A 20,139-nucleotide genomic window follows, 5' to 3' on the forward strand; every position below is an offset into this window, starting at 1 on the left:
TCAGCTCGCGCATGTTCGGCGCCTCCGGATCATCGCCCACCGCGCGGGTCATGATCGACAGCAGCCACCGCTGCCCCTGCGGACCGTAGGCGATGCCGACGTCGTTGGTGGTGCCGTATCCCCCGCTGCCGGTCTTGTCGGCGGTGCTCCATCCGGCGGGGAGGCCGGCGCGCATGCTCGACGTCTCGTTGGCTCGCATCCACGTGTCGAGTTGGCGCCGGTGCGCCCCATCGAGTGCGTCGCCGGCGAGCATGGGCCCGGAAGCCGGTGCCCAGCGCTCGCGGCGTGCTGGTGTCGCGGGGATCGCCGGGCACCGCCGAGTTCAGCGCGGTCTCCCACCGGTCCAGGCGAGACCGGTCATCGCCCACGCTGCGGGCGAACTCGGTGATCGCGGGCGGCCCACCCAGCGTGCGCAGCAACAGATTCCCCGCGGCGTTGTCGCTCTGCTGCAGGGCCGCCCGGCACAGTTCGGCCAGCGTCATCGTGGTGCCCACCCGCGGTTCGGTCACCGGCGAGTGCGGCTGAATGTCGGTGCGCTCCACCGGCACCGTGTCGGTCAGGCTCAGCCGTCCCTGCTGCGCGCGCTGCAGGATCGCCGCCGACGCGTACGCCTTGAACGTCGAGCACAGGGCGTAGGTGCCACCGTCGCCGACGGCGACCTCCCGGCCCGAATCGAGATCGACTGCGTAGAGCCCGATCTCAGCGTTGTGCCGGCGACGCAGCGCGTCGATGCGATCCGAGACCGGAGGCAATGGTTCGGCCGGATCCGACGACGACGTCGGGGTCTGCGGAGTTCCCGCACACCCCGCGAGCGCCGCCAGCGAGAGCCCACCGAGCAGCAGAGTGCGCCGCGAGATCATCCGGCGATGGTCTGCAGGGGTCGCGGTAGTGACCGCCGGCCCCGCACCGGACCCAGTACGGCTGCCCCAAATGGGCGCGCAAGCAGTTGGCGCGCAACGGCATTGACATCGTCGAGGGTGACCTCGTCGATGCGGGCCAGGGTCTCGGCGATGGTGCGGTGCTGTCCGTAGTTCAGCTCACTGCGGCCCAGCCGATTCATCCGGGACGCGGAGTCCTCCAGGCCCAGTACCAGACCGCCACGCAGCGAGCCCTTGGCGATCCGGCATTCCTCGTCGGTGATGCCGTCGCGCGCCACCTCGGCCAGCACGTCGGTGGTCACGCGGACCACCTCGTCGAAACGCTCCGGCAGGCACCCCGCATAGATCGACAGCGCACCGCTGTCGGCGAAGGTGTCCACCGTCGAGTACACCGAGTACGCCAGACCGCGCGTCTCCCGGATCTGTTGGAACAGACGCGAACTCAGCCCACCGCCGAGTGCGGTGTTGAGCACCGACAGCGCCCAGCGCTCCTCCCAGTGCCGACCCGGGGTCCGCACCCCCAGCGACAAGTGGGTCTGCTCGGCGTCCCGTTTCACCAGCTGCAGCGTCGGACGTCCCGGCACCCGGCCGGCACCCTTGCGCGGTGGCACCGGCGAGCGGCCACGCACCAGGCGGGGGCCGAAGTGCTCGCGCACCAGCGCGACGACCTCGCGATGGTCGATGTTGCCCGCCACCGCCACCACCATCCGATCGGGGGTGTAGCGACGCAGGTGGAACGAGTGCAGCTGGGTGCGCGTCATCGCCGAGATGGAGTCGACGCTGCCGATCACCGGCCGGCCCACCGGATGGTCGCCGAACATCGCCGAGAGGAACACGTCGCCCAGAGTGTCCTCAGGGTCGTCGTCGCGCATCGCGATCTCCTCGAGCACGACGTCGCGCTCGATCTCGACGTCGTCGGCGAAGCACTGGCCCCGCAGCACCACGTCGGCCACCAGATCCACGGCGAGCGCCAGATCCGAGTCCAGCACGTGCGCGTAGTAGCACGTGTGTTCCCGCGAGGTGAACGCGTTCAGCTCGCCGCCGACGGCGTCGACCGCCTGGGCGATCTGCACCGCCGTGCGGGTCGGCGTCGCCTTGAACAGCAGGTGCTCGAGGAAGTGCGCGGCGCCGGCCACGCTGCGGCCCTCGTCGCGGGACCCGACGTTGACCCACACCCCGACCGACGCCGAGTGCACGTGCGGGATGTGCTCGGTGACCACGCGCAGGCCACCGGGCAGATCCGTACGGCGGATCGCCGTGGACTTGTCGACCGTCCCGCCGCCACCGCGCACCCGGCGCAGCGCCGCCGCGTCAGCTGCTGGCGGTCGCGGCATCAGCGGGTGCGGGTGCCTCTGTACCGGCTGCTTCGGTGGTCTTGTCCTCGCTGTCCTCAGCGACCAGGACCAGCGAGATCTTGCCGCGGTTGTCGATGTCGGCGATCTCCACGCGGAGCTTGTCACCGACCTTGACCACGTCCTCGACCTTGTTGATCCGCTTGCCGCGGCCCAGCTTGCTGATGTGCACCAGACCGTCACGACCCGGCAGCAGCGACACGAAGGCGCCGAAATCCGTGGTCTTGACCACGGTTCCGAGGAACCGCTCGCCGATCTTGGGCAGCTGCGGGTTGGCGATCGCGTTGATCTTGTCGATCGCCGCCTGGGCCGCCTCGCCGTTGGACGCGCCGACGAACACCGTGCCGTCGTCCTCGATCGAGATCGAGGCACCGGTCTCCTCGGTGATCGAGTTGATCATCTTGCCCTTGGGCCCGATGACCTCACCGATCTTGTCGACCGGAACCTTGATCGTGGTGATCCGCGGCGCGTACGGGCTCATCTCGTCGGGCTCGTCGATGGCCTCGGCCATCACCTCGAGAATGGTGATCCGGGCGTCCTTGGCCTGCGCCAGCGCACCGGCCAGGACCTGGGACGGAATGCCGTCGAGCTTGGTGTCGAGCTGCAGTGCGGTGACGAAGTCCTTGGTGCCCGCGCACTTGAAGTCCATGTCGCCGAACGCGTCCTCGGCACCGAGGATGTCGGTCAGCGTCACGAAGCGGCGCTCCAGGGTTTTGGTGCCATCCACCGCTTCAACTTCAATGTCGTCGGACACCAGGCCCATCGCGATGCCCGCGACCGGAGCCTTCAGCGGCACACCGGCGTTGAGCAGCGACAGCGTCGAGGCACACACCGAGCCCATCGACGTCGAGCCGTTGGAGCCCAGCGCCTCGGACACCTGGCGGATCGCGTAGGGGAACTCCTCCACGCTGGGCAGCACCGGCACCAGCGCCCGCTCGGCGAGCGCGCCGTGGCCGATCTCGCGACGCTTGGGCGAACCGACGCGACCGGTCTCACCGGTCGAGTACGGCGGGAAGTTGTAGTGGTGCATGTAGCGCTTGGAGGTCTCCGGCCCGAGCGAGTCGATCTGCTGGGCCATCTTGACCATGTCGAGTGTGGTGACACCCATGATCTGGGTCTCGCCACGCTCGAACAGCGCGCTGCCGTGCGCCCGCGGGATCACGGCCACCTCAGCGGACAGCGCCCGGATGTCGGTGACGCCGCGGCCGTCGATGCGGAAGTGATCGGTCAGGATGCGTTGGCGCACAAGCTTCTTGGTCAGCGACCGGAACGCGGCGCCGATCTCCTTCTCCCGGCCGGCGTACTGCTCGGCGAGCCGGCCCAGCACCTCGACCTTGATTTCGTCGGTGCGGTCGTTGCGCTCGTTCTTGCCGGCGATCGTCAGCGCCTCGCTCAGCGCGTCGGTGGCCACCGACGCCACGGAGTAGTAGACGTCCTCGCCGTACTCGGGGAACAGCGGGTAGTCGGCGGTCTCCTTGCCGGCCGCACCGGCCAGCTCGGCCTGCGCGTCGCACAGCACCGCGATGAACGGCTTGGCGGCTTCCAGGCCCTCGGCGACCACGGTTTCGGTCGGTGCACCCGCACCGCCGGCGACCAGCTCGATGACGTTCTCGGTGGCCTCGGCCTCGACCATCATGATCGCGACATCATTGGGGTCATCCCCGACCTTGCGGCCCGCGACGACCATGTCGAAGACGGCCTTCTCGAGCTGCTCGACGGTCGGGAACGCCACCCACTGGCCCTCGATCAGCGCGACGCGCACGCCGCCGACCGGACCCGAGAACGGCAGCCCGGAGATCTGCGTCGACGCCGAGGCGGCGTTGATCGCGAGCACGTCGTACAGGTCCTTGGGATCCAGGCTGAGCACGGTCACGACGACCTGGATCTCGTTGCGCAGGCCGCTGACGAACGACGGCCGCAGCGGCCGGTCGATCAGCCGGCAGGTCAGGATCGCGTCGGTGGACGGACGGCCCTCACGGCGGAAGAACGAGCCGGGGATCCGGCCCGCGGCGTACATCCGCTCCTCGACGTCGATGGTCAACGGGAAGAAGTCGAAGTGTTCCTTGGGCGCCTTGCTGGCGGTGGTGGCGCTCAGCAGCATGGTCTCGTCGTCGAGATAGGCGACGACGGCGCCGGCGGCCTGCTGGGCCAGCCGGCCGGTCTCGAAGCGGATGGTGCGGGTGCCGAAGCTCCCGTTGTCGATCACGGCGGTGGATTCGAACACGCCGTCTTCAATTTCAACTACAGACATAGACGTCCGTACGGCCTCTCTGGCTCAATCAGCTGTTTCGCGTCGTCACAGCGTGCAAACCCCGGGCCTGATGCGGCGACGGCCATCAGTCGAAGCTGCCGGCTTTCGTTCCGGCAGCCACTACCGAAGACCGCGCGATCAAGCGGGTCGGCGATATGACGCGCGGGAACGGCTCTCGCGGGTCTGCGATGACCGCACCCAAGTGCCCGGCGGACCGAAACGGCAGCCGAACCAGGCCATCGTACTCTGCGGCCGCTCCCCGACGGAAAACGCCCGGGCTCAGCTCCGCCGGCCCCAGCCTCCCACGATCGTCGGCGTGGTCCAGACAGCGCCGGCTGCGCTGACCGCCTCGCCGAGGCGTTGTTCGAGGGTGTCGAGGTCCAGCTCGCGCTCGGTGGCGACACCGGAGGCCACGATGGCGTCGCGGAGCGCACGGACCACCCCGACGACGTAGCCCGCCGCCTGCCGGTCCCTCGGCGGCCAGTACATCTGCAACCCCAGGGTGCCGACGTCGGCGAAGCCGGCCTCGTCGAAGAGGACGGGGAACCGCATCCCGACGCTCGGATCCGCCTGCGCGTGCCGGAATCCGGCCTCCAGCCATGCGCCGACGCGGGTGAACAGCTCCACCTCCGGACGGGCCCGCACGCCGCTCATGTCGTAGTCGACGGCGACGAAGACGCCGCCGGGTCGCAGATTGCGCCGATGATGGGCCAGCACGTCGACCGCATCCGGCAGGTGCATCAGCAGCAGCCGGCAGACCACCACGTCGAACGGCTCGTCGGCGACGAAGGTTCTGGCGTCACCCTCACTGAACGCGACGTTCGACAGCCCCAGGGCGTCGCGGCGTCGCTCGGCGACCTCGAGCTGGGCGGGATCGCGCTCGAGACCGACGACATGGCCGTCGGGCCCGACGATGTCGGCAACCAGGAACGACACGTCACCGGGACCGCTGCCGAGGTCGAGCACACGCATGCCCGGTGCGATACCGCCGCGCCGGAACAGCACCGCGGTCGGTTCGGCGATGATCGCGGCCTGCGCCTGCAGTCGTTGAATCTCGTCGTCGTCGCTACCCAGCGCGTACTCGGGTGTCGTCATGCTGCGACGGTAGCCCCGCGCCGGGGAACGTCAGCGGCGCAGGCCGAGGCGCTCGATCAGCGAGCGGTAGCGCGCGACGTCGACCTGGGCGACGTACTTGAGCAGCCGGCGGCGACGGCCGACCAGCAGCAGCAGACCACGACGCGAGTGGTGGTCGTGCTTGTGCACCTTGAGGTGCTCGGTGAGATCGGAGATCCGCTTGGTGAGCAGCGCGACCTGAGCCTCCGGGGAGCCGGTGTCGGTGTCGTGCAGGCCGTACTGGCCCAGGATTTCCTTCTTCTGTTCGGCAGTGAGCGCCACGAAACAACTCCATCGATTCGGTCCGCGAGGGGAACGTCAGAGGCGCAGCCACCGCGAACTGCAGCACACGCCCGGTCGAGGTGGGAGTTTAGCAGCGGCGACCGGCAGGACCGAATCGCGAGCTAGCGGGCCGAGAGGATGGTGCGGGCCCGTTCGGTGTCGGCGCTCATCGCCGTCACCAGCTCGTCCACCGACCCGAACTTCTCCTGGCCCCGCAGCCGGGCGACGAAGTCGACGGCGACGTGCTGGCCGTACAGATCGGCAGTGGTGTCCAGGACGAACGCCTCCACGGTCCGGGTGCGGCCGGAGAACGTCGGGTTGGTCCCGACGGACACCGCCGCCTGGTAGCGCTCCCCCGGCGTGACGGTGCCGACCACCGGACCGTGTCCGAGCACAGTGAACCAGGCGGCGTAGACGCCGTCGGCGGGGATGGCCGAGTACATCGGCGGGGCGACGTTGGCGGTCGGGAAGCCGAGCACCCGGCCCCGGCCGTCACCGCGGACCACGACGCCTTCCACCCGGTGCGGGCGGCCCAGCGCCTCGGCGGCGGCCACCATGTCACCGGCGTCCACGCACGACCGGATGTAGGTCGACGAGAACGTCACGGTCTCGTCGCGATGATGTTCGGCGACCAGGTTCACCGAGTCGACAGCGAACCCGAAGCGCTCCCCGGCCTTGCGCAGCAACTCGACGTTGCCCGCCGCCTTCTTGCCGAACGTGAAGTTCTCGCCGACCACCACCTCGACCACGTGGAGGCGCTCGACCAGCAGTTCATGGATGTAGCGCTCGGGCGTGAGCTTCATGAAGTCAGCGGTGAACGGCACGACCAGGAAGACGTCGACGCCCATCTCCTCGACCAGCTCGGCGCGCCGCGTCAGCGTCGTGAGCTGGGCGGGATGGCTGCCCGGGAAGACCACCTCCATCGGATGAGGATCGAAGGTCATCAGCACCGTCGGCACGCCACGGGAACGGCCGGCCTTCACGGCACGGCCGATCAACTCCTGGTGTCCGCGGTGCACCCCGTCGAACACACCGATGGTGACGACGCATCGGCCCCAGTCGGTGGGGATGTCGTCCTGACCCCGCCAGCGCTGCACGCCGTCAGCCTACGGCGTGCGGGCAACCCTGGCCTACAGCAGCGGCGAAGCGACATCCACGGATCAGGTGATGTTTGCCTAAACTCTTCTGCTGTGAGTCCTGACCAGAAGCCCGCCGAACTGACGACGGTGGCCCAGGACTACCTCAAGGTCATCTGGACCGCCCAGGAGTGGTCCCACGAGAAGGTCAGCACCAAGCTGCTCGCCGAACGGATCGGCGTCTCGGCCAGCACCGCGTCGGAATCCATCCGCAAGCTCGCCGACCAGGGGCTGGTCGACCACGAGAAGTACGGCGCGGTGACCCTGACCGAGGCCGGCCGCCGGGCCGCGCTGGCGATGGTGCGCCGCCACCGGCTGATGGAGACGTTCCTGGTGCGCGAGCTCGGCTACGGCTGGGACGAGGTGCACGACGAGGCCGAGGTGCTCGAGCACGCGGTGTCGGACCGGATGCTCGACCGCATCGACGCCAAGCTCGGCTTTCCGACCCGTGACCCGCACGGCGATCCGATCCCGGCCGCCGACGGCCGGGTGCCCACTCCTCCGGCGCGTCAGCTCTCGGCATGCCAGAACGGGGAGGCCGGCACCGTCGCGCGGATCTCCGACGCCGACCCGGAGATGCTGCGATACTTCGACACCGTCGGCATCAGCCTGGACTCGCACGTGCGCGTCGTGGCCCGCCGCGACTTCGCCGGCATGATCTCCGTCGCCGTGCAGAGTCCAGGCACCGATGCAGCCGCGGAGATCACCGTAGACCTGGGAAGCCCTGCCGCAGAAGCGATTTGGGTCGTTGCATAGGAGTACGCACTGATGGCGAAGCTGGAACTGTCCCGATCCCTGCCGATGCCGGCCGGGGAAGCCTGGCAGCACGTGGCCGACCTGTCCTCACTCGGGGACTGGATGACGATGCATCAGGGCTGGCGTTCGGAGCTGCCCGACGAGCTCACCGTCGGCACGACGATCGTCGGGGTGGCCGGCGCCAAGGGCATGCGCAACCGCGTCACGTGGACGATCCGGGAGTTCGACCCGCCGAGCGCGCTGGCGATCACCGGAGAGGGCGTCGGCGGCACCCGGTACAAGCTGGCGATGTCCGTGGCCGACACCGCGCAGGGGTGCACGTTCACGGTGCGGATGGATCTGGGCGGCGCCCCGCTGTTCGGCCCGATCGGCGCCGCGGCCGTGCGCGCGGTGAAGGGCGACATCGACAAGTCGATCAAGCAGTTCGAGACGCTCTACGCCTGAGTCACAGCGTCGCCGGCCGGATCACGACCACTGACCGCGTCCGCGGTCCGGCATCCTCGAGCAGCGCCATCACGCGGCCGTCCGGCGCGACCGCGGCATACAGGCCGTCTATCCCCGCCGGTGCCAACGGCCTGCCGTGGCCGGCATCGACCGCCTCGCTGTCGGTCAGGTCGCGGCGCGGAAACGCCTGCAGGCACGCCTCGTCCAGCGTGTAGGACAGCGTCGGCGCGTCCGCGAGTTGCTCGAGCGTGCGCGCCTGATCGAGACCGAAGCGGCCGACCCGGTTGCGCCGCAACGCGATCAGGTGCCCGCCCACGCCCAGCGCGTCGCCGACATCGCGGGCCAGCGCGCGGATGTAGGTTCCGCTCGAGCAGTCCACGGCCACATCGACATCCACCGTCTCGGGACCCCGGCGCACCGCCAGTACGTCGAACCGGTCGATCCGCACCGGACGGGCGGCCAGTTCGACGTCGTGGCCCTCCCGCACCAATGCGTAGGCGCGCTTCCCGTCGACCTTGATGGCGCTGACCGACGACGGAATCTGTGCAATGTCCCCGCGAAGCGCCGCGACCGCGTCCTCGATCGCGCCGTCGGTCACCTGTGACGCCGAAACAGACTGCAGCAGTTCACCTTCGGCGTCCTCGGTGGAGGTGGTCTGACCCAGACGGATGGTGGCGGTGTACCCCTTGTCGGCCGCGGTCAGCAGCCCGAGGATCTTGGTGGCTCGCTCGATGCCGACCACCAGCACACCGGTGGCCATCGGATCCAGAGTCCCGGCGTGCCCGACCTTGCGGGTGCCGAAGAGCCGTCGGCACCGGCCCACCACGTCGTGACTCGTCAGGCCCGCCGGCTTGTCGACGACGACCAGACCCGGGGCACTCACAACACGATCCCGGTCAACGCGATCCCGTTGCGGACGGCCCACCTCCCGGTCAGCGACGTCAGCGGCGGCCCCGACAGGGCTTCCGGGTCGATCAGGATCGTCGAGGTGAACGTGCCCGCCTGCCCGGAGGAGTCCGCATCGAAGGTGATGTGGGCGTCCTCGAACCCCAGCCACCGCCGCGTCAGCGGGAACCACGCCTTGTACGTCGCCTCCTTGGCGCAGAACAGCACCCGATCCCAGTGCACGCCGTCACCCAACGCCTGCAGTTCGCCGCGCTCGGCGGGCAGGCTGATGGCGTCGAGCACCCCCTGCGGAAGGACGTCGTGCGGCTCGGCGTCGATGCCCACCGAGCGGACCTCGCCGCGGCGCCCGACCACGGCCCCGCGGAAACCCTCGCAGTGGGTGAGGCTGCCGACGAAACCGTCGGGCCAGCACGGCTCGCCCTTCTCCCCCTTGAGGATCGGCACCGGGTCCGCTCCCAGCTCCACGAGCGCCTGGCGCGCGCAGTACCGCACCGTGACGAACTCGTTGCGCCGCTTGGGCACCGACTTCGCGATCAGTGGCTCCTCTTCGGGCAGCGGCGCCAATTCCCGCGGATCCGAATACAATTCGGCCGCGGCCAGCGCATCGAGCTCGCCGGGCAGCACCCCGGCGAGCAGCGTCGCGGCGATCACGTCCGGTCCCTGATCCGCTGCTGCATCTTCTCGGCGTGATCGCGCATCTCCTGGGTGATCTGGAAATGCCCGCCGAACTCGTTGAGGTAGCCCGGGCTGTACTGCGGATCGGGCAGGATCTGGCGCAGCCACCGGTAGGGCCGCCGGCGGCGCCACTCCCGCGGGTAGCCGACCGACACCTCCTCGAAGCGGACCCCGTCATACCAGGTGGTGCGCGGGATGTGCAGGTGCCCGTACACCGAGCAGAGGGCGTTGTAGCGGGTGTGCCAGTCCGCGGTGGCGGTGGTGCCGCACCACATGGCGAACTCGGGATAGAACAGCGCGTCGCAGGGTTCACGCACCATCGGGAAGTGGTTGACCTGGACGGTCGGCATCATCCAGTCGAGGTCTTCGAGCCGCTTGCGGGTGTAGGCCACCCGGTCCCGGCACCAGGCGTCGCGTGTGGCGTACGGCTCGGCGGACAGCAGGTACTCGTCGGTGCCGACGATGTTGCGGTCCTTGGCGATCGCCAGGCCCTCGGCCTTCGTTCCCGCGCCCTGGGGCAGGAACGAGTAGTCGTAGAGCAGGAACATCGGCACGATGGTCGCCGGCCCGCCCTCCTCGGTCCACACCGGGAACGGATGCTCGGGCGTGACGATGCCCATCTCGTCGCACATGTTGACCAGGTAGTCGTAGCGCGCCTTACCGAAGATCTGCATCGGGTCGCGGTTGGTGGTCCACAGCTCGTGGTTGCCCGGCACCCAGATCACCTTCGCGAAGCGCTTCCTCAGCACGTCGAGCGCCCAGCGGATCTCATCGGTGCGCTCAGCGACATCGCCGGCCACGATCAGCCAGTCGTCGGGAGAGGCGGGGTGCAGCGACTCGGTGACCGGTTTGTTGCCGGTGTGCCCGGTGTGAAGATCACTGACCGCCCACAGGGTGGGGCGTCGGTCCTCGGAACTCACAACCCGTCAGCCTACTGGTGGCGCCGACAGCGAGGCCGTCCGGCAACTAGAACAGGTTCTAAGTTCTCGCCGTGCGGCGCGTCACCGCCCGTTACACTCCGGGCAGGGACGCGACGGACGAACCGGGACAAAGGGGTGCGATGTTCGCCAAGGTGCGACTGCTCTCGGCACTGTGTGCGCTGGTCGCGGCGGTGATCGTGGTGTGGCAGGCCCAGCCGGACGCGCGCCTGGGCACCGGCGCCGTCGAGCTCCGGTCGACCGACGCGCCGATGACCACGATCAAGTCCCCCGTGCTCGATCTCACCGATCCGGACCCCTTCGATCCGTGCCGCGACATCCCGCTGGACGTGGTGCAGCGCATCGGCCTGGCCTTCACGCCGCCGGACCCGGAGGACAGCCTCCGGTGCCACTACGACGCCGGCAACTACCAGATGGCCGTCGAGGCGTTCGTGTGGCGCACCTATGAGCAGACGCTGCCGCCCGACGCCGTGGAGCTCGACATCGACGGCCATCGCGCGGCGCAGTACTGGATCATGAAGCCGACGGACTGGAACAACCGTTGGTGGATCACCTGCATGATCGCGTTCAAGACCAGCTACGGCCTCATCCAGCAGTCGCTGTTCTATTCGCCGATCTACTCCGAGCCCGACCCGGACTGCATGCAGACCAACCTGCAGCGCGCCCATGAGCTCGCCCCGTTCTACAAGTACTGAGGGCTAACCTCGCAGGCGTGACCGTCCAGCATTTCCTGATGCAGCGGCTCTCGGGCCTCCTGCACACTCCTCCGCCCACCACCGAGGTCGACGTCCATCGCGGCCTGCGCGTGCCGATGCGCGACGGGGTCGACCTGATCGCCGACCACTACGCGCCCCGCACCGGTACCCCGGCGGGCACGCTGCTGGTCCGCGGGCCCTACGGCCGACGCTTTCCGTTCGCGGCGGTGTTCGGCGAGGTGTATGCCGCCCGCGGCTATCACGTGGTGCTGCAGAGCGTGCGCGGCACCTTCGGCTCGGGTGGAGACTTCGACCCGATGGTCAACGAGATCGACGACGGGGCCGACACCGTGGCGTGGTTGCGCGAGCAGCCCTGGTTCACCGGCTCGTTCGGCACCGTGGGGCTGTCCTATTTGGGATTCACCCAGTGGGCGCTGCTCACCGATCCCCCGCCGGAGCTCAAGGCCGCGGTGATCACTGTCGGCCCGCACGATGTCCGGGGGCCGCGCTGGGGCCGAGGGTCGTTCGGGCTCAACGACTTCCTCGGATGGAGCGACCTGGTCGCCAATCAGGAAGACCCGCGCCGGTTCCGGGTGCTGCTGCGCCAACTGCGGGCGCAGCGCATGGTGACCGAGGCGTCGCACGGTCTGCCGCTGGGCGAGGCCAGCCGCGCGCTGCTCGGCGACGGGGCACCGTGGTTCGAATCGTGGCTCGACCACCCGCACGGCGACGATCCGTTCTGGGAGCGCATGCATCTGCGTGACGCGCTCGAGCGCACCGAGATCCCGGTGCTGCTGCTCAGCGGCTGGCAGGACCTGTTCCTCGAGCAGACCCTCGAGCAGTACGAGCGGCTGCGGTCGCGCGGCGTGGACGTCGCGATGACCATCGGGCCCTGGACGCACTCGCACATGATGACCAAGGCCGCACCCACGGCCATCCGCGAATCCCTGGACTGGCTCGGCTCCCACCTCGGCGGTACGCCCTCGGCGCGGACGGCGCCGGTGCGCGTCCACCTCGACGGCGACGGCTGGCACGATCTGCCGAGCTGGCCGCCCGCGATGCCCGAACGGGTGCTCCATCTCAACCCCGGCGGGCGGCTCGCCGACACCGCGGACGAAGACGGCACCGCCACGTTCGTCTACAACCCCGGCGATCCGACACCCACCATCGGCGGCCGGCTCCTCTCCCCGGTCGGCGGCTACCGTGACGACACCGCGCTGGCCCGGCGCGCCGACGTGCTCACGTTCACCGGGGATCCGCTGCCCGCCGACCTGTACGTCGTCGGGACGCCGACCGTGGAGATGACCCACACCTGCGCCAACCCGCACAACGACCTGTTCGTGCGGATCAGCCAGGTCGACGCGCACGGCACGTCCCGCAACGTCAGCGACGGCTACCTCGCGGCGGCCCCCGACTCGGGGAAGGTGCGCGTGGAGCTGGACGCCGTCGCCCACACGTTCCCCGCCGGCTCCCGCATCCGGGTGCTCGTCGCGGGCGGGTCGCATCCGCGGTTCGTGCGCAACCTCGGCACCGGTGAATCCCTCACCAGCGCAAGGACATTCGCGACGCAGCGGCACACGATCACGCTCGGCGAGGAGTCGCGGCTGATCCTGCCCGCGGGGCCACAGCCGCCATCAGCCGACTAAGCCGCGCACCCGGGCGGCGAGGTCGGCCAGCGCCGCGTCGTCGTGCACCGGTGTCCCCCACGCCGGTGCGATCGGCAGGTCCACCCAACTCGTGCAGCCCCGGTACTCCGGGGTGCGCGTGAGCCGGACCGGTTCGAGCAGCGGAGCGGCCGAGACGACGAGCACGGTCAGCCGGTGGCGCGGGCGGAAGTCCAGCCGGTCTTCGCGCACCGATTCGGCGGTCCAGATATGTTGGTGCGCAATCAGTTCCAAGTTCTCCGGCCGGGTCACCTCGACGGCATCGACCACCTGAGCACCGGCACGCACGACGACCTCGGCATCGGTGCTGTCGGCGGCAGCGGGCTCGATGAGGGTGCGATGCTCGGGCCGGACCCGCTCGAGGTGGCTGTGCGCCACCGTCGGAAACAGCAGGAAGCGCGAGGCTGTCACCTCGAAGCGTTTCTCGCGGATGCCGCCTTTGCGCAGCAGAACGGTCTGCCTACCGTCGAGCAACGCGTGCACCACCGCGCTCCACTCCTTGAGCGCCGGCGTGGTCAGCGTCGCGGTCACGTCCGGCTCAGCCGCGCCCGCACCTCGGGGCGACGCAGCGGCGGAACGGTTTTCGGCGGCTGCCTGCGCGGCTGCAGATCGGTGAGCAGCCGCTGGGTGGTGGCGGTCACCTCGGCGACAGCGGTCTCGAACGCGTCGACGTTGGCCCCGGAGGGACGGGTGATGCCGCTGACCTTGCGCACGTACTGGCGGGCCGCGGCCTCGATCTCCTCGTCGGTGGCTGCCGGCTCCAGACCGCGCAACTCGGTGATGTTTCGGCACATGACCTCCACGATAGGCGTACTCCGATGGGCCACTACGGTGAGCGCATGACCAACGCCTCGGACGTTCTGCTGATCGACACCCGCGACCGCATCCGGACGCTGACGCTGAACCGACCCGCCGCACGCAACGCGCTCTCCGCGGAATTGCGCAGCCGGTTCTACGGCGCGCTGCGTGAGGCGGAGGCCGACGACGCGGTCGACGTCGTGATCGTCACGGGTGCCGACCCGGTGTTCTGCGCCGGTCTGGACCTCAAGGAGCTCGGCAACACCACCGAGCTGCCGGACATCTCGCCGAAGTGGCCGCCCATGTCCAAGCCGGTGATCGGCGCCATCAACGGCGCTGCCGTGACGGGCGGCCTGGAGATCGCGCTGTACTGCGACATCCTGATCGCCTCGGAGAACGCCAGATTCGCCGACACCCACGCCCGGGTGGGGCTGCTGCCGACGTGGGGTCTGTCGGTGCGGCTCCCCCAGAAGGTCGGGGTCGGTATGGCGCGGCGGATGAGCATGACCGGGGATTACCTGTCGGCCGACGAGGCGCTGCGCACCGGCCTGGTGACCCAGGTGGTGGCGCACGATCAGCTGCTCGACACCGCCCGCCAGATCGCCATGTCGATCGTCGGCAACAACCAGAAGGCGGTGCGGGCGCTGATGAGGTCGTATCACCTGATCGACGATGCGCAGAACAGTGCCGGGCTGTGGCAGGAGGCGGCCTCGGCGCGGGAGTGGATGAAGGCCACGTCCGGCGAGGACATCGCGGCCAGCCGCGCCGGGGTCATCGAACGCGGCCGCACCCAGGTGCGCTGACTTCTTGACATCTCGGGCTCCCGGGGCAGGGTCGATGGGGTGAGTGAGCAACCGCTTCCGGTCAACCATCACGCCGACCATCCCGGGTTCTCGGGCCTGACGGGCAGCCTCTTCGCGTGGCTGTTCCTGCTCATGGGTCGTGACACTGCGCGGCTCGCGACCGAGCTGTCCGGCGTCGGGCCGGCGGACACCGTCGTCGACGTCGGCTGCGGAGCCGGCAACGCCGTGCGCGCTGCCGCCCGGGCCGGTGCACACGCCACCGGTATCGATCCGTCGGAGTCCATGTTGCGGGTCGCCCGCACCGCCACGCGCGCGTCGGCCACCGTCACGTGGGCGCAGGGCGGTGCCGAGTCGATCCCACTGCCCGACGGCGCCGCCACGGTCGTGTGGGCGCTGGCGACCGTGCACCACTGGCCCGACGTCGACAGGGGCCTGGCGGAGATCCGGCGGGTGCTGGCCCCGGGCGGCCGACTGCTGGTGCTCGAACGTCATGTGCAACCGGGTGCCACCGGTTTCGCCAGCCACGGCTGGACGACGCAGCAGGCGGAATCGTTTGCCGCGCTGTGCCGTTCGGCAGGCCTGACGGACGTGCGCACCACGGAACATCGAGCCGGGCGCCGCGACCTGTGGGCGGTCAGCGGGTGCCGGGCACCAGCCAGCGACCCGACAGCGCCCGCCAGCCCACGAACACCAGACGCAACACCATGAACGTGCTCAGCCCCGACCAGATGCCCAGCAGCCCCCACCCGAACGCCAGCGACAGCCAGATCAGCGGCAGGAACCCGACCAGCGCGCTCACCAGCGTCGCGGTCCGCATGAACCGGGCATCCCCCGCGCCGAGCAGGACCCCGTCCAGCGCGAACACCACCCCGGCGACCGGCAGCTGCGCCACCAGGAACCACCACGGCACCGCGATCTGATCGAGCACGCTGCGGTCGTCGGTGAACACCGCGGGCAGCACCGACGAGCCGAGGGCGAAGGTGGCGGCCAGCACTGCGCCCGCGACCGTGGAGAACAGCGTGACCCGCCACGCCACCGATTTGGCGTGGGCGAGCTCACCTGCCCCGAGCGCGGCGCCGACCAGCGACTGCGCCGCGATCGCCAGTGAATCCAGCACCAGCGCAAGGAAACTCCAGAGCTGCAGCACCACCTGGTGGGCAGCCACCGCCGCTGCGCCGAACCGGGCGGCGACCGCACCGGCGGAGATGAAGCACGCCTGGAACGCCATCGTGCGCACCACCAGGTCCCGGCCCATCACCAGCTGCGCACGCAGCACCGCGGGACGCAATCGCACCGGTACCTGCTCGACGAACAACGCCCGGAAGAACAGCGCAGCCGCCAGCCACTGACCGATCACGTTCGCCACCGCCGAGCCCGCGAGCCCCATGGCGGGCGCCCCGAACCAGCCGTACACCAGCGTCGGACAGAGCACCGCGGCCACGGCGAAGCCGACGACGACGTAGCGCAGCGGCCGCATCGTGTCCTGCACGCCACGCATCCAGCCGTTCCCGGCGGCGGCCACCAGAATCGCGGGCACCGCCAGGCTCGCGATGCGGACCCACGGCAGAGCGGCCGCCGCGATGTCGCCCCCGGCCGCCAGCGCCGACACCAGCGGAACGGCTGTGAGTTGCACGGCCGCGACAATGGTCAGCCCGATCCCCAGCGCCAGCCAGGTGGCCTGCACGCCTTCCCCGACCGCGGCGGTGCGATCGCCGGCGCCGTAGAACCGGGCGGCCCGCGCCGTGGTGCCGTAGGACAGGAACGTCAGCTGGGAGCTGAGCACGCCCATGACCAGCGCGCCGATCGCCAGACCGGCCAGGCTCAGCGCGCCGAGCCGGCCGACGACGGCGAGATCGAACAGCAGGTACAGGGGTTCGGCGGCCAGGACTCCGAGCGCCGGAAACGCCAGGGCGGCGATCCGTCGGCTGGTGGCCGGCGCGACGGCCTCCCCGGCGGCGTCAGCCAAGAACCGTGCGCAGCGCCGTCACCACATCGTCGGCACTGCCGGTCACCGAGTACCCGGCGGCCAGGCGGTGGCCGCCTCCGCCGAAGCTCGCGGCGACGGCCGCGACGTCGAGCGACTTGGATCGCATCGACACCGACCACTGCGCCGGCTCGATCTCCTTGAACACCGCGGCCACCTCGGCCTGCTGCGTGGTCCGCACGATGTCGACGATGCTCTCGACCTCTTCGGGTCGCGCGCTGGTCCACTCGTCGTTGGGCACCACCGCGTAGACCAGCCCCTGCCCGTCGGCTGCTTCGGTCACCAGGCGTGCAGAGCCCAGCACCCGCGACAGCATCGGTAGCCACGCGAACGGATGGGTGTCCATCAGCGTGCGGCTGATGCCCGCGTTGTCGACACCGAGGTCCACCAGACGGGCGGCCAGTCGCAGCGCGCGAGCACTCGCCCAGCGGAAGGAGCCGGTGTCGGTGGTCAGGCCCGCGTACAGGCAGTGCGCCACGGCCTCGTCGATCGGCTCGGCCCACGCATCGAGCAACTCGGCGATCAGCATCGTCGTCGAGTCGGCCGAGGCGTCGACGAAGTTGGCGCTGCCGAACAGGTGGTTGGAGGCGTGATGATCGATGACCAGGACCCGCCGGTCGGGGGTGACCAGGTCGGCCAGCGAACCGAGGCGGTTCACGCTGGGAATGTCCACGGTGACCACCAGGTCGGCGTCGCGGCGCATCTGCTCGGGCGCGACCAGCAGATGGCAGCCGGGCAGCGAGCGCAACGACTCCGGCAGCTCGGCGGGCGCGGCGAAGCTCACCTCGACGGCCTTGCCGGCACGGTCCAGCACCAGAGCGAGCGCGAGGCCGGCACCGATGGTGTCGGCGTCGGGATGGACGTGGCACACCACGCTGACAGAGCGGGCCGACGACAGCAGCGCGGCGGCGTCGCGGGCATCCGCGCGCACACCGGCCATCAGGGCGTCAGTCGTCGTATCTGTCATCGAGCGTGTCGAAGTCACCCGTGTCCTCAGCGTCCGCCTCGTCTGGCCCCCGGCCGTCGTCCTCCACCCCCGTTACACGGTACGGGTCGGCGTCACCGGCGTGCTTGGCCCCTTGCCGAACTCTCGCCAAATCCTCATCCGCGGCGCGAGCCCGTGCCAGCAGCTCCTCCATGTGCGCCGCGGTGTCGGGCACCTTGTCGAGCACGAACGACAGCGTCGGGGTGAACCGGACACCGGTGGCCGCGCCGACCTTGCTGCGCAGCGTGCCCTTGGCCCGCTCCAGCGCCGCCGCGGCCGCCGCGTAGTCCGGTTCATCGTCGAGCGTGTCGCCCCGCACCGTGTAGAACACGGTCGCGTCGTGCAGATCTCCCGTGACCTTCGTGTCCGTGACGGTCACGAAGGCCAGCGGGGGATCCTTGATCTCGAACTCGATGGCCGAGGCGACGACGGTGCCGATGCGCTTGGCGAGCCGTCTGGCCCGCGCTGGATCGGCCACTACCTACACCCGTTCCTTCTCGACCAGCTCGTAGGTCTCGATGACGTCGCCCTCTTTGATGTCGGAGTACGTCAGCGTCAGACCACACTCGTAGCCTTCGCGGACCTCGGTGGCGTCGTCCTTCTCCCGCTTGAGCGACGAGATGGTGAGGTTCTCGGCCACCACCACGTTGTCGCGCAGAAGACGGGCCTTGGCGTTGCGCCGCATGATGCCCGACTGCACGAGGCAACCGGCGATGTTGCCGACCTTGCTCGATCGGAAGATCGCCCGGATCTCGGCGCGGCCGAGTTCCTTCTCCTCGTAGATCGGCTTGAGCATGCCCTTGAGCGCGCTCTCGATCTCGTCGATGGCCTGGTAGATCACCGAGTAGTAGCGGATCTCCACACCTTCGCGGTTGGCCAGCTCGGTCGCCTTGCCCTCGGCGCGGACGTTGAAGCCGATGATGATCGCATCGGAGGCCGACGCCAGGTTGACGTTGGTCTCGGTGACGCCACCGACGCCGCGGTCGATGACACGCAGCTCGACCTCGTCGTCGACCTGGATGCCCAGCAGGGCCTCCTCGAGCGCCTCGACCGTACCGGCGTTGTCGCCCTTGAGGATCAGGTTCAGCTGGCTGGTTTCCTTCAGCGCCGAATCCAGGTCCTCCAGGCTAATCCGCTTGCGGCTGCGGGCGGCCATCGCGTTGCGCTTGCGCGCGCTGCGGCGGTCGGCGATCTGGCGGGCGATGCGGTCCTCGTCGACGACGAGGAAGTTGTCGCCGGCGCCGGGGACCGACGTGAAGCCGATCACCTGAACCGGACGCGACGGCAGCGCCTCGGTCACGTCCTCACCGTGCTCGTCGACCATGCGGCGCACACGACCGTAGGCGTCGCCGGCCACCACCGAGTCGCCGACCCGCAGCGTGCCGCGCTGGATCAGCACGGTCGCGACAGGGCCGCGGCCGCGGTCCAGGTGCGCCTCGATCGCCACACCCTGGGCCTCCATGTCGGGGTTGGCCCGCAGGTCCAGCGACGCGTCGGCGGTCAGGATGACCGCCTCGAGCAGCGCGTCGATGTTGGTGCCCGCCTTGGCGGAGATGTCGACGAACATCGTGTCGCCGCCGTACTCCTCGGGCACCAGGCCGTACTCGGTGAGCTGACCGCGGATCTTGGCCGGGTCGGCGCCCTCCTTGTCGATCTTGTTGACTGCCACCACGATCGGCACGTCAGCGGCCTGCGCGTGGTTCACGGCTTCGACCGTCTGCGGCATGACACCGTCGTCGGCGGCCACCACCAGGATCGCGATGTCGGTGGCCTTGGCGCCACGGGCACGCATGGCGGTGAACGCCTCGTGGCCCGGGGTGTCGATGAAGGTGATGGGCCGCTCGTTGCCGTCGAGGTCGACCGTGACCTGGTAGGCGCCGATGTGCTGAGTGATGCCGCCGGCCTCGCCCTCGCGGACGGTGGCGTTACGGATCGTGTCCAGCAGTCGCGTCTTGCCGTGGTCGACGTGACCCATGACGGTGACGACCGGCGGCCGGAACTCGAGGTCCTCCTCGCCGCCCTCGTCCTCGCCGTAGGACAGATCGAAGGACTGCAGCAGCTCGCGGTCCTCGTCCTCAGGGGACACGACCTGCACGACGTAGTTCATCTCGCTGCCCAGCAGCTCGAGGGTCTCGTCACCGACGGACTGCGTGGCCGTCACCATCTCGCCGAGGTTGAACAGCGCCTGCACCAGCGAAGCCGGGTTGGCATTGATCTTGTCGGCGAAGTCGGACAGCGACGCGCCGCGGGCCAGCCGGATGGTCTCGCCGTTGCCGTGCGGCAACCGCACGCCACCGACGACCGGGGCCTGCATGTTCTCGTATTCGGCCCTCTTCGCGCGCTTCGACTTCCGGCCGCGCTTCGGGGCGCCTCCGGGACGACCGAACGCACCGGCCGCGCCACCGCGCTGGCCGGGACGGCCACCGCCGCCGCCGGGACGGCCACGGAAGCCACCTGCTGCAGCGCCGCCACCGCCTGC

Annotated in this window: 20 protein-coding genes and 1 pseudogene; 6 read left to right on the forward strand and 15 right to left on the reverse strand. The window is 69.8% G+C overall.

Annotated elements, in window-relative coordinates:
- Nucleotides 1-52 precede the first annotated feature (52 nt).
- The 6 genes and pseudogenes from bla to MCHUDSM44219_RS03110 all read right to left on the reverse strand — a co-directional run.
- Nucleotides 53-860, reverse strand: a pseudogene (gene bla / locus MCHUDSM44219_RS03085) (class A beta-lactamase); the annotation flags it as partial.
- Nucleotides 857-2,212: a M16 family metallopeptidase gene (locus MCHUDSM44219_RS03090; protein WP_048416761.1), complete on the reverse strand. Its 1,356-nt coding sequence runs from the start codon at nucleotides 2,210-2,212 to the stop codon at nucleotides 857-859. The pseudogene bla and the gene MCHUDSM44219_RS03090, both read right to left, overlap by 4 nt.
- Nucleotides 2,190-4,481 carry a polyribonucleotide nucleotidyltransferase gene (locus tag MCHUDSM44219_RS03095; RefSeq protein WP_048416762.1) on the reverse strand — a complete coding sequence of 764 codons (2,292 nt, stop codon included), beginning with the start codon at nucleotides 4,479-4,481 and terminating at the stop codon, nucleotides 2,190-2,192. The genes MCHUDSM44219_RS03090 and MCHUDSM44219_RS03095 overlap by 23 nt, the downstream gene beginning before the upstream one ends.
- 279 nt (nucleotides 4,482-4,760) lie before the next feature.
- The gene (locus tag MCHUDSM44219_RS28340) at nucleotides 4,761-5,576 is read right to left on the reverse strand and encodes a methyltransferase domain-containing protein (protein ID WP_053081167.1); all 816 of its coding nucleotides are present in this window, start codon (nucleotides 5,574-5,576) and stop codon (nucleotides 4,761-4,763) included.
- A gap of 30 nt (nucleotides 5,577-5,606) precedes the next feature.
- Nucleotides 5,607-5,876: a 30S ribosomal protein S15 gene (gene rpsO, locus MCHUDSM44219_RS03105; protein WP_048416763.1), complete on the reverse strand. Its 270-nt coding sequence runs from the start codon at nucleotides 5,874-5,876 to the stop codon at nucleotides 5,607-5,609.
- 122 nt (nucleotides 5,877-5,998) lie between these two features.
- The gene (locus MCHUDSM44219_RS03110) at nucleotides 5,999-6,973 is read right to left on the reverse strand and encodes a bifunctional riboflavin kinase/FAD synthetase (protein ID WP_048416764.1); all 975 of its coding nucleotides are present in this window, start codon (nucleotides 6,971-6,973) and stop codon (nucleotides 5,999-6,001) included.
- A gap of 93 nt (nucleotides 6,974-7,066) precedes the next feature.
- Between MCHUDSM44219_RS03110 and mntR the strand changes: the two genes are divergently transcribed.
- On the forward strand, nucleotides 7,067-7,768 hold the full coding sequence (gene mntR, locus MCHUDSM44219_RS03115) for a manganese-binding transcriptional regulator MntR (protein WP_048416765.1): 702 nt from the start codon (nucleotides 7,067-7,069) through the stop codon (nucleotides 7,766-7,768).
- A gap of 12 nt (nucleotides 7,769-7,780) precedes the next feature.
- Entirely contained in the window at nucleotides 7,781-8,212 is a 432-nt protein-coding gene (locus tag MCHUDSM44219_RS03120; protein WP_048416766.1) for a type II toxin-antitoxin system Rv0910 family toxin, read from the forward strand.
- 1 nt (nucleotide 8,213) lies between these two features.
- On the opposite strand, the gene truB is transcribed toward MCHUDSM44219_RS03120, so the two are convergent.
- Genes truB through MCHUDSM44219_RS03135 form a run of 3 tightly spaced genes read right to left on the reverse strand, consistent with a single transcriptional unit; the run spans nucleotide 8,214 to nucleotide 10,713 of the window.
- A complete protein-coding gene (gene truB / locus MCHUDSM44219_RS03125) occupies nucleotides 8,214-9,095 on the reverse strand; it encodes a tRNA pseudouridine(55) synthase TruB (protein WP_048416767.1) in 882 nt (293 codons plus the stop codon).
- Entirely contained in the window at nucleotides 9,092-9,769 is a 678-nt protein-coding gene (gene pptT / locus MCHUDSM44219_RS03130) for a 4'-phosphopantetheinyl transferase PptT (protein ID WP_048416768.1), read from the reverse strand. The genes truB and pptT overlap by 4 nt, the downstream gene beginning before the upstream one ends.
- Entirely contained in the window at nucleotides 9,766-10,713 is a 948-nt protein-coding gene (locus tag MCHUDSM44219_RS03135; protein ID WP_048416769.1) for an ACP phosphodiesterase PptH, read from the reverse strand. Before MCHUDSM44219_RS03135 ends, pptT begins: the two co-directional genes overlap by 4 nt.
- A 140-nt stretch (nucleotides 10,714-10,853) precedes the next feature.
- On the opposite strand from MCHUDSM44219_RS03135, the gene MCHUDSM44219_RS03140 reads away from it, so the two are divergent.
- Together MCHUDSM44219_RS03140 and MCHUDSM44219_RS03145 are read left to right on the forward strand one after the other, a co-directional pair.
- Nucleotides 10,854-11,426 carry a DUF3558 domain-containing protein gene (locus tag MCHUDSM44219_RS03140; protein WP_048416770.1) on the forward strand — a complete coding sequence of 191 codons (573 nt, stop codon included), beginning with the start codon at nucleotides 10,854-10,856 and terminating at the stop codon, nucleotides 11,424-11,426.
- A gap of 38 nt (nucleotides 11,427-11,464) precedes the next feature.
- On the forward strand, nucleotides 11,465-13,072 hold the full coding sequence (locus MCHUDSM44219_RS03145; RefSeq protein ID WP_048416784.1) for a CocE/NonD family hydrolase: 1,608 nt from the start codon (nucleotides 11,465-11,467) through the stop codon (nucleotides 13,070-13,072).
- Here the strand turns inward: MCHUDSM44219_RS03145 and MCHUDSM44219_RS03150 are convergent.
- Both MCHUDSM44219_RS03150 and MCHUDSM44219_RS03155 read right to left on the reverse strand, forming a co-directional pair.
- The gene (locus MCHUDSM44219_RS03150; RefSeq protein ID WP_236695326.1) at nucleotides 13,061-13,609 is read right to left on the reverse strand and encodes a DUF1802 family protein; all 549 of its coding nucleotides are present in this window, start codon (nucleotides 13,607-13,609) and stop codon (nucleotides 13,061-13,063) included. The genes MCHUDSM44219_RS03145 and MCHUDSM44219_RS03150 overlap by 12 nt on opposite strands.
- Nucleotides 13,610-13,617: 8 nt before the next feature.
- Complete coding sequence (locus MCHUDSM44219_RS03155) at nucleotides 13,618-13,884, reverse strand: DUF2277 domain-containing protein (RefSeq protein WP_048416785.1); 267 nt, start codon at nucleotides 13,882-13,884, stop codon at nucleotides 13,618-13,620.
- A 45-nt stretch (nucleotides 13,885-13,929) separates the two neighbouring features.
- On the opposite strand from MCHUDSM44219_RS03155, the gene MCHUDSM44219_RS03160 reads away from it, so the two are divergent.
- Together MCHUDSM44219_RS03160 and MCHUDSM44219_RS03165 are read left to right on the forward strand one after the other, a co-directional pair.
- Nucleotides 13,930-14,691, forward strand: a complete 762-nt coding sequence (locus MCHUDSM44219_RS03160) for an enoyl-CoA hydratase (protein WP_048416786.1) — start codon at nucleotides 13,930-13,932, stop codon at nucleotides 14,689-14,691.
- A 39-nt stretch (nucleotides 14,692-14,730) separates the two neighbouring features.
- Complete coding sequence (locus tag MCHUDSM44219_RS03165) at nucleotides 14,731-15,399, forward strand: class I SAM-dependent methyltransferase (RefSeq protein ID WP_048416772.1); 669 nt, start codon at nucleotides 14,731-14,733, stop codon at nucleotides 15,397-15,399.
- Here the strand turns inward: MCHUDSM44219_RS03165 and MCHUDSM44219_RS03170 are convergent.
- The 4 genes from MCHUDSM44219_RS03170 to infB form a co-directional block, all read right to left on the reverse strand.
- Entirely contained in the window at nucleotides 15,326-16,657 is a 1,332-nt protein-coding gene (locus tag MCHUDSM44219_RS03170; protein WP_048416773.1) for an MATE family efflux transporter, read from the reverse strand. The two genes, MCHUDSM44219_RS03165 and MCHUDSM44219_RS03170, sit on opposite strands and share 74 nt — an antisense overlap.
- The gene (locus MCHUDSM44219_RS03175; RefSeq protein ID WP_048416774.1) at nucleotides 16,650-17,642 is read right to left on the reverse strand and encodes a DHH family phosphoesterase; all 993 of its coding nucleotides are present in this window, start codon (nucleotides 17,640-17,642) and stop codon (nucleotides 16,650-16,652) included. The genes MCHUDSM44219_RS03170 and MCHUDSM44219_RS03175 overlap by 8 nt, the downstream gene beginning before the upstream one ends.
- Nucleotides 17,623-18,138: a 30S ribosome-binding factor RbfA gene (gene rbfA, locus MCHUDSM44219_RS03180; protein ID WP_048416775.1), complete on the reverse strand. Its 516-nt coding sequence runs from the start codon at nucleotides 18,136-18,138 to the stop codon at nucleotides 17,623-17,625. Before rbfA ends, MCHUDSM44219_RS03175 begins: the two co-directional genes overlap by 20 nt.
- Before the next feature lie 3 nt (nucleotides 18,139-18,141).
- On the reverse strand, nucleotides 18,142-20,139 hold a 1,998-nt coding region (gene infB, locus MCHUDSM44219_RS03185), incomplete at its 5' end, for a translation initiation factor IF-2 (RefSeq protein ID WP_082162006.1).

The sequence above is a fragment of the Mycolicibacterium chubuense genome (genome assembly GCF_001044255.1).
Classification (GTDB): Bacteria; Actinomycetota; Actinomycetes; order Mycobacteriales; family Mycobacteriaceae; genus Mycobacterium; species Mycobacterium chubuense.

What these genes read in the sequence shown, in the direction of transcription:
- MCHUDSM44219_RS03090 (WP_048416761.1), bottom strand. Translation starts at nt 2,212, where the DNA reads ATGCCGCGACCGCCAGCAGCTGACGCGGCGGCGCTGCGCCGGGTGCGC.
- MCHUDSM44219_RS03095 (WP_048416762.1), bottom strand. Translation starts at nt 4,481, where the DNA reads ATGTCTGTAGTTGAAATTGAAGACGGCGTGTTCGAATCCACCGCCGTG.
- MCHUDSM44219_RS28340 (WP_053081167.1), bottom strand. Translation starts at nt 5,576, where the DNA reads ATGACGACACCCGAGTACGCGCTGGGTAGCGACGACGACGAGATTCAA.
- MCHUDSM44219_RS03120 (WP_048416766.1), top strand. Translation starts at nt 7,781, where the DNA reads ATGGCGAAGCTGGAACTGTCCCGATCCCTGCCGATGCCGGCCGGGGAA.
- MCHUDSM44219_RS03140 (WP_048416770.1), top strand. Translation starts at nt 10,854, where the DNA reads ATGTTCGCCAAGGTGCGACTGCTCTCGGCACTGTGTGCGCTGGTCGCG.
- MCHUDSM44219_RS03145 (WP_048416784.1), top strand. Translation starts at nt 11,465, where the DNA reads ATGCAGCGGCTCTCGGGCCTCCTGCACACTCCTCCGCCCACCACCGAG.
- MCHUDSM44219_RS03155 (WP_048416785.1), bottom strand. Translation starts at nt 13,884, where the DNA reads ATGTGCCGAAACATCACCGAGTTGCGCGGTCTGGAGCCGGCAGCCACC.
- MCHUDSM44219_RS03160 (WP_048416786.1), top strand. Translation starts at nt 13,930, where the DNA reads ATGACCAACGCCTCGGACGTTCTGCTGATCGACACCCGCGACCGCATC.
- MCHUDSM44219_RS03175 (WP_048416774.1), bottom strand. Translation starts at nt 17,642, where the DNA reads ATGACAGATACGACGACTGACGCCCTGATGGCCGGTGTGCGCGCGGAT.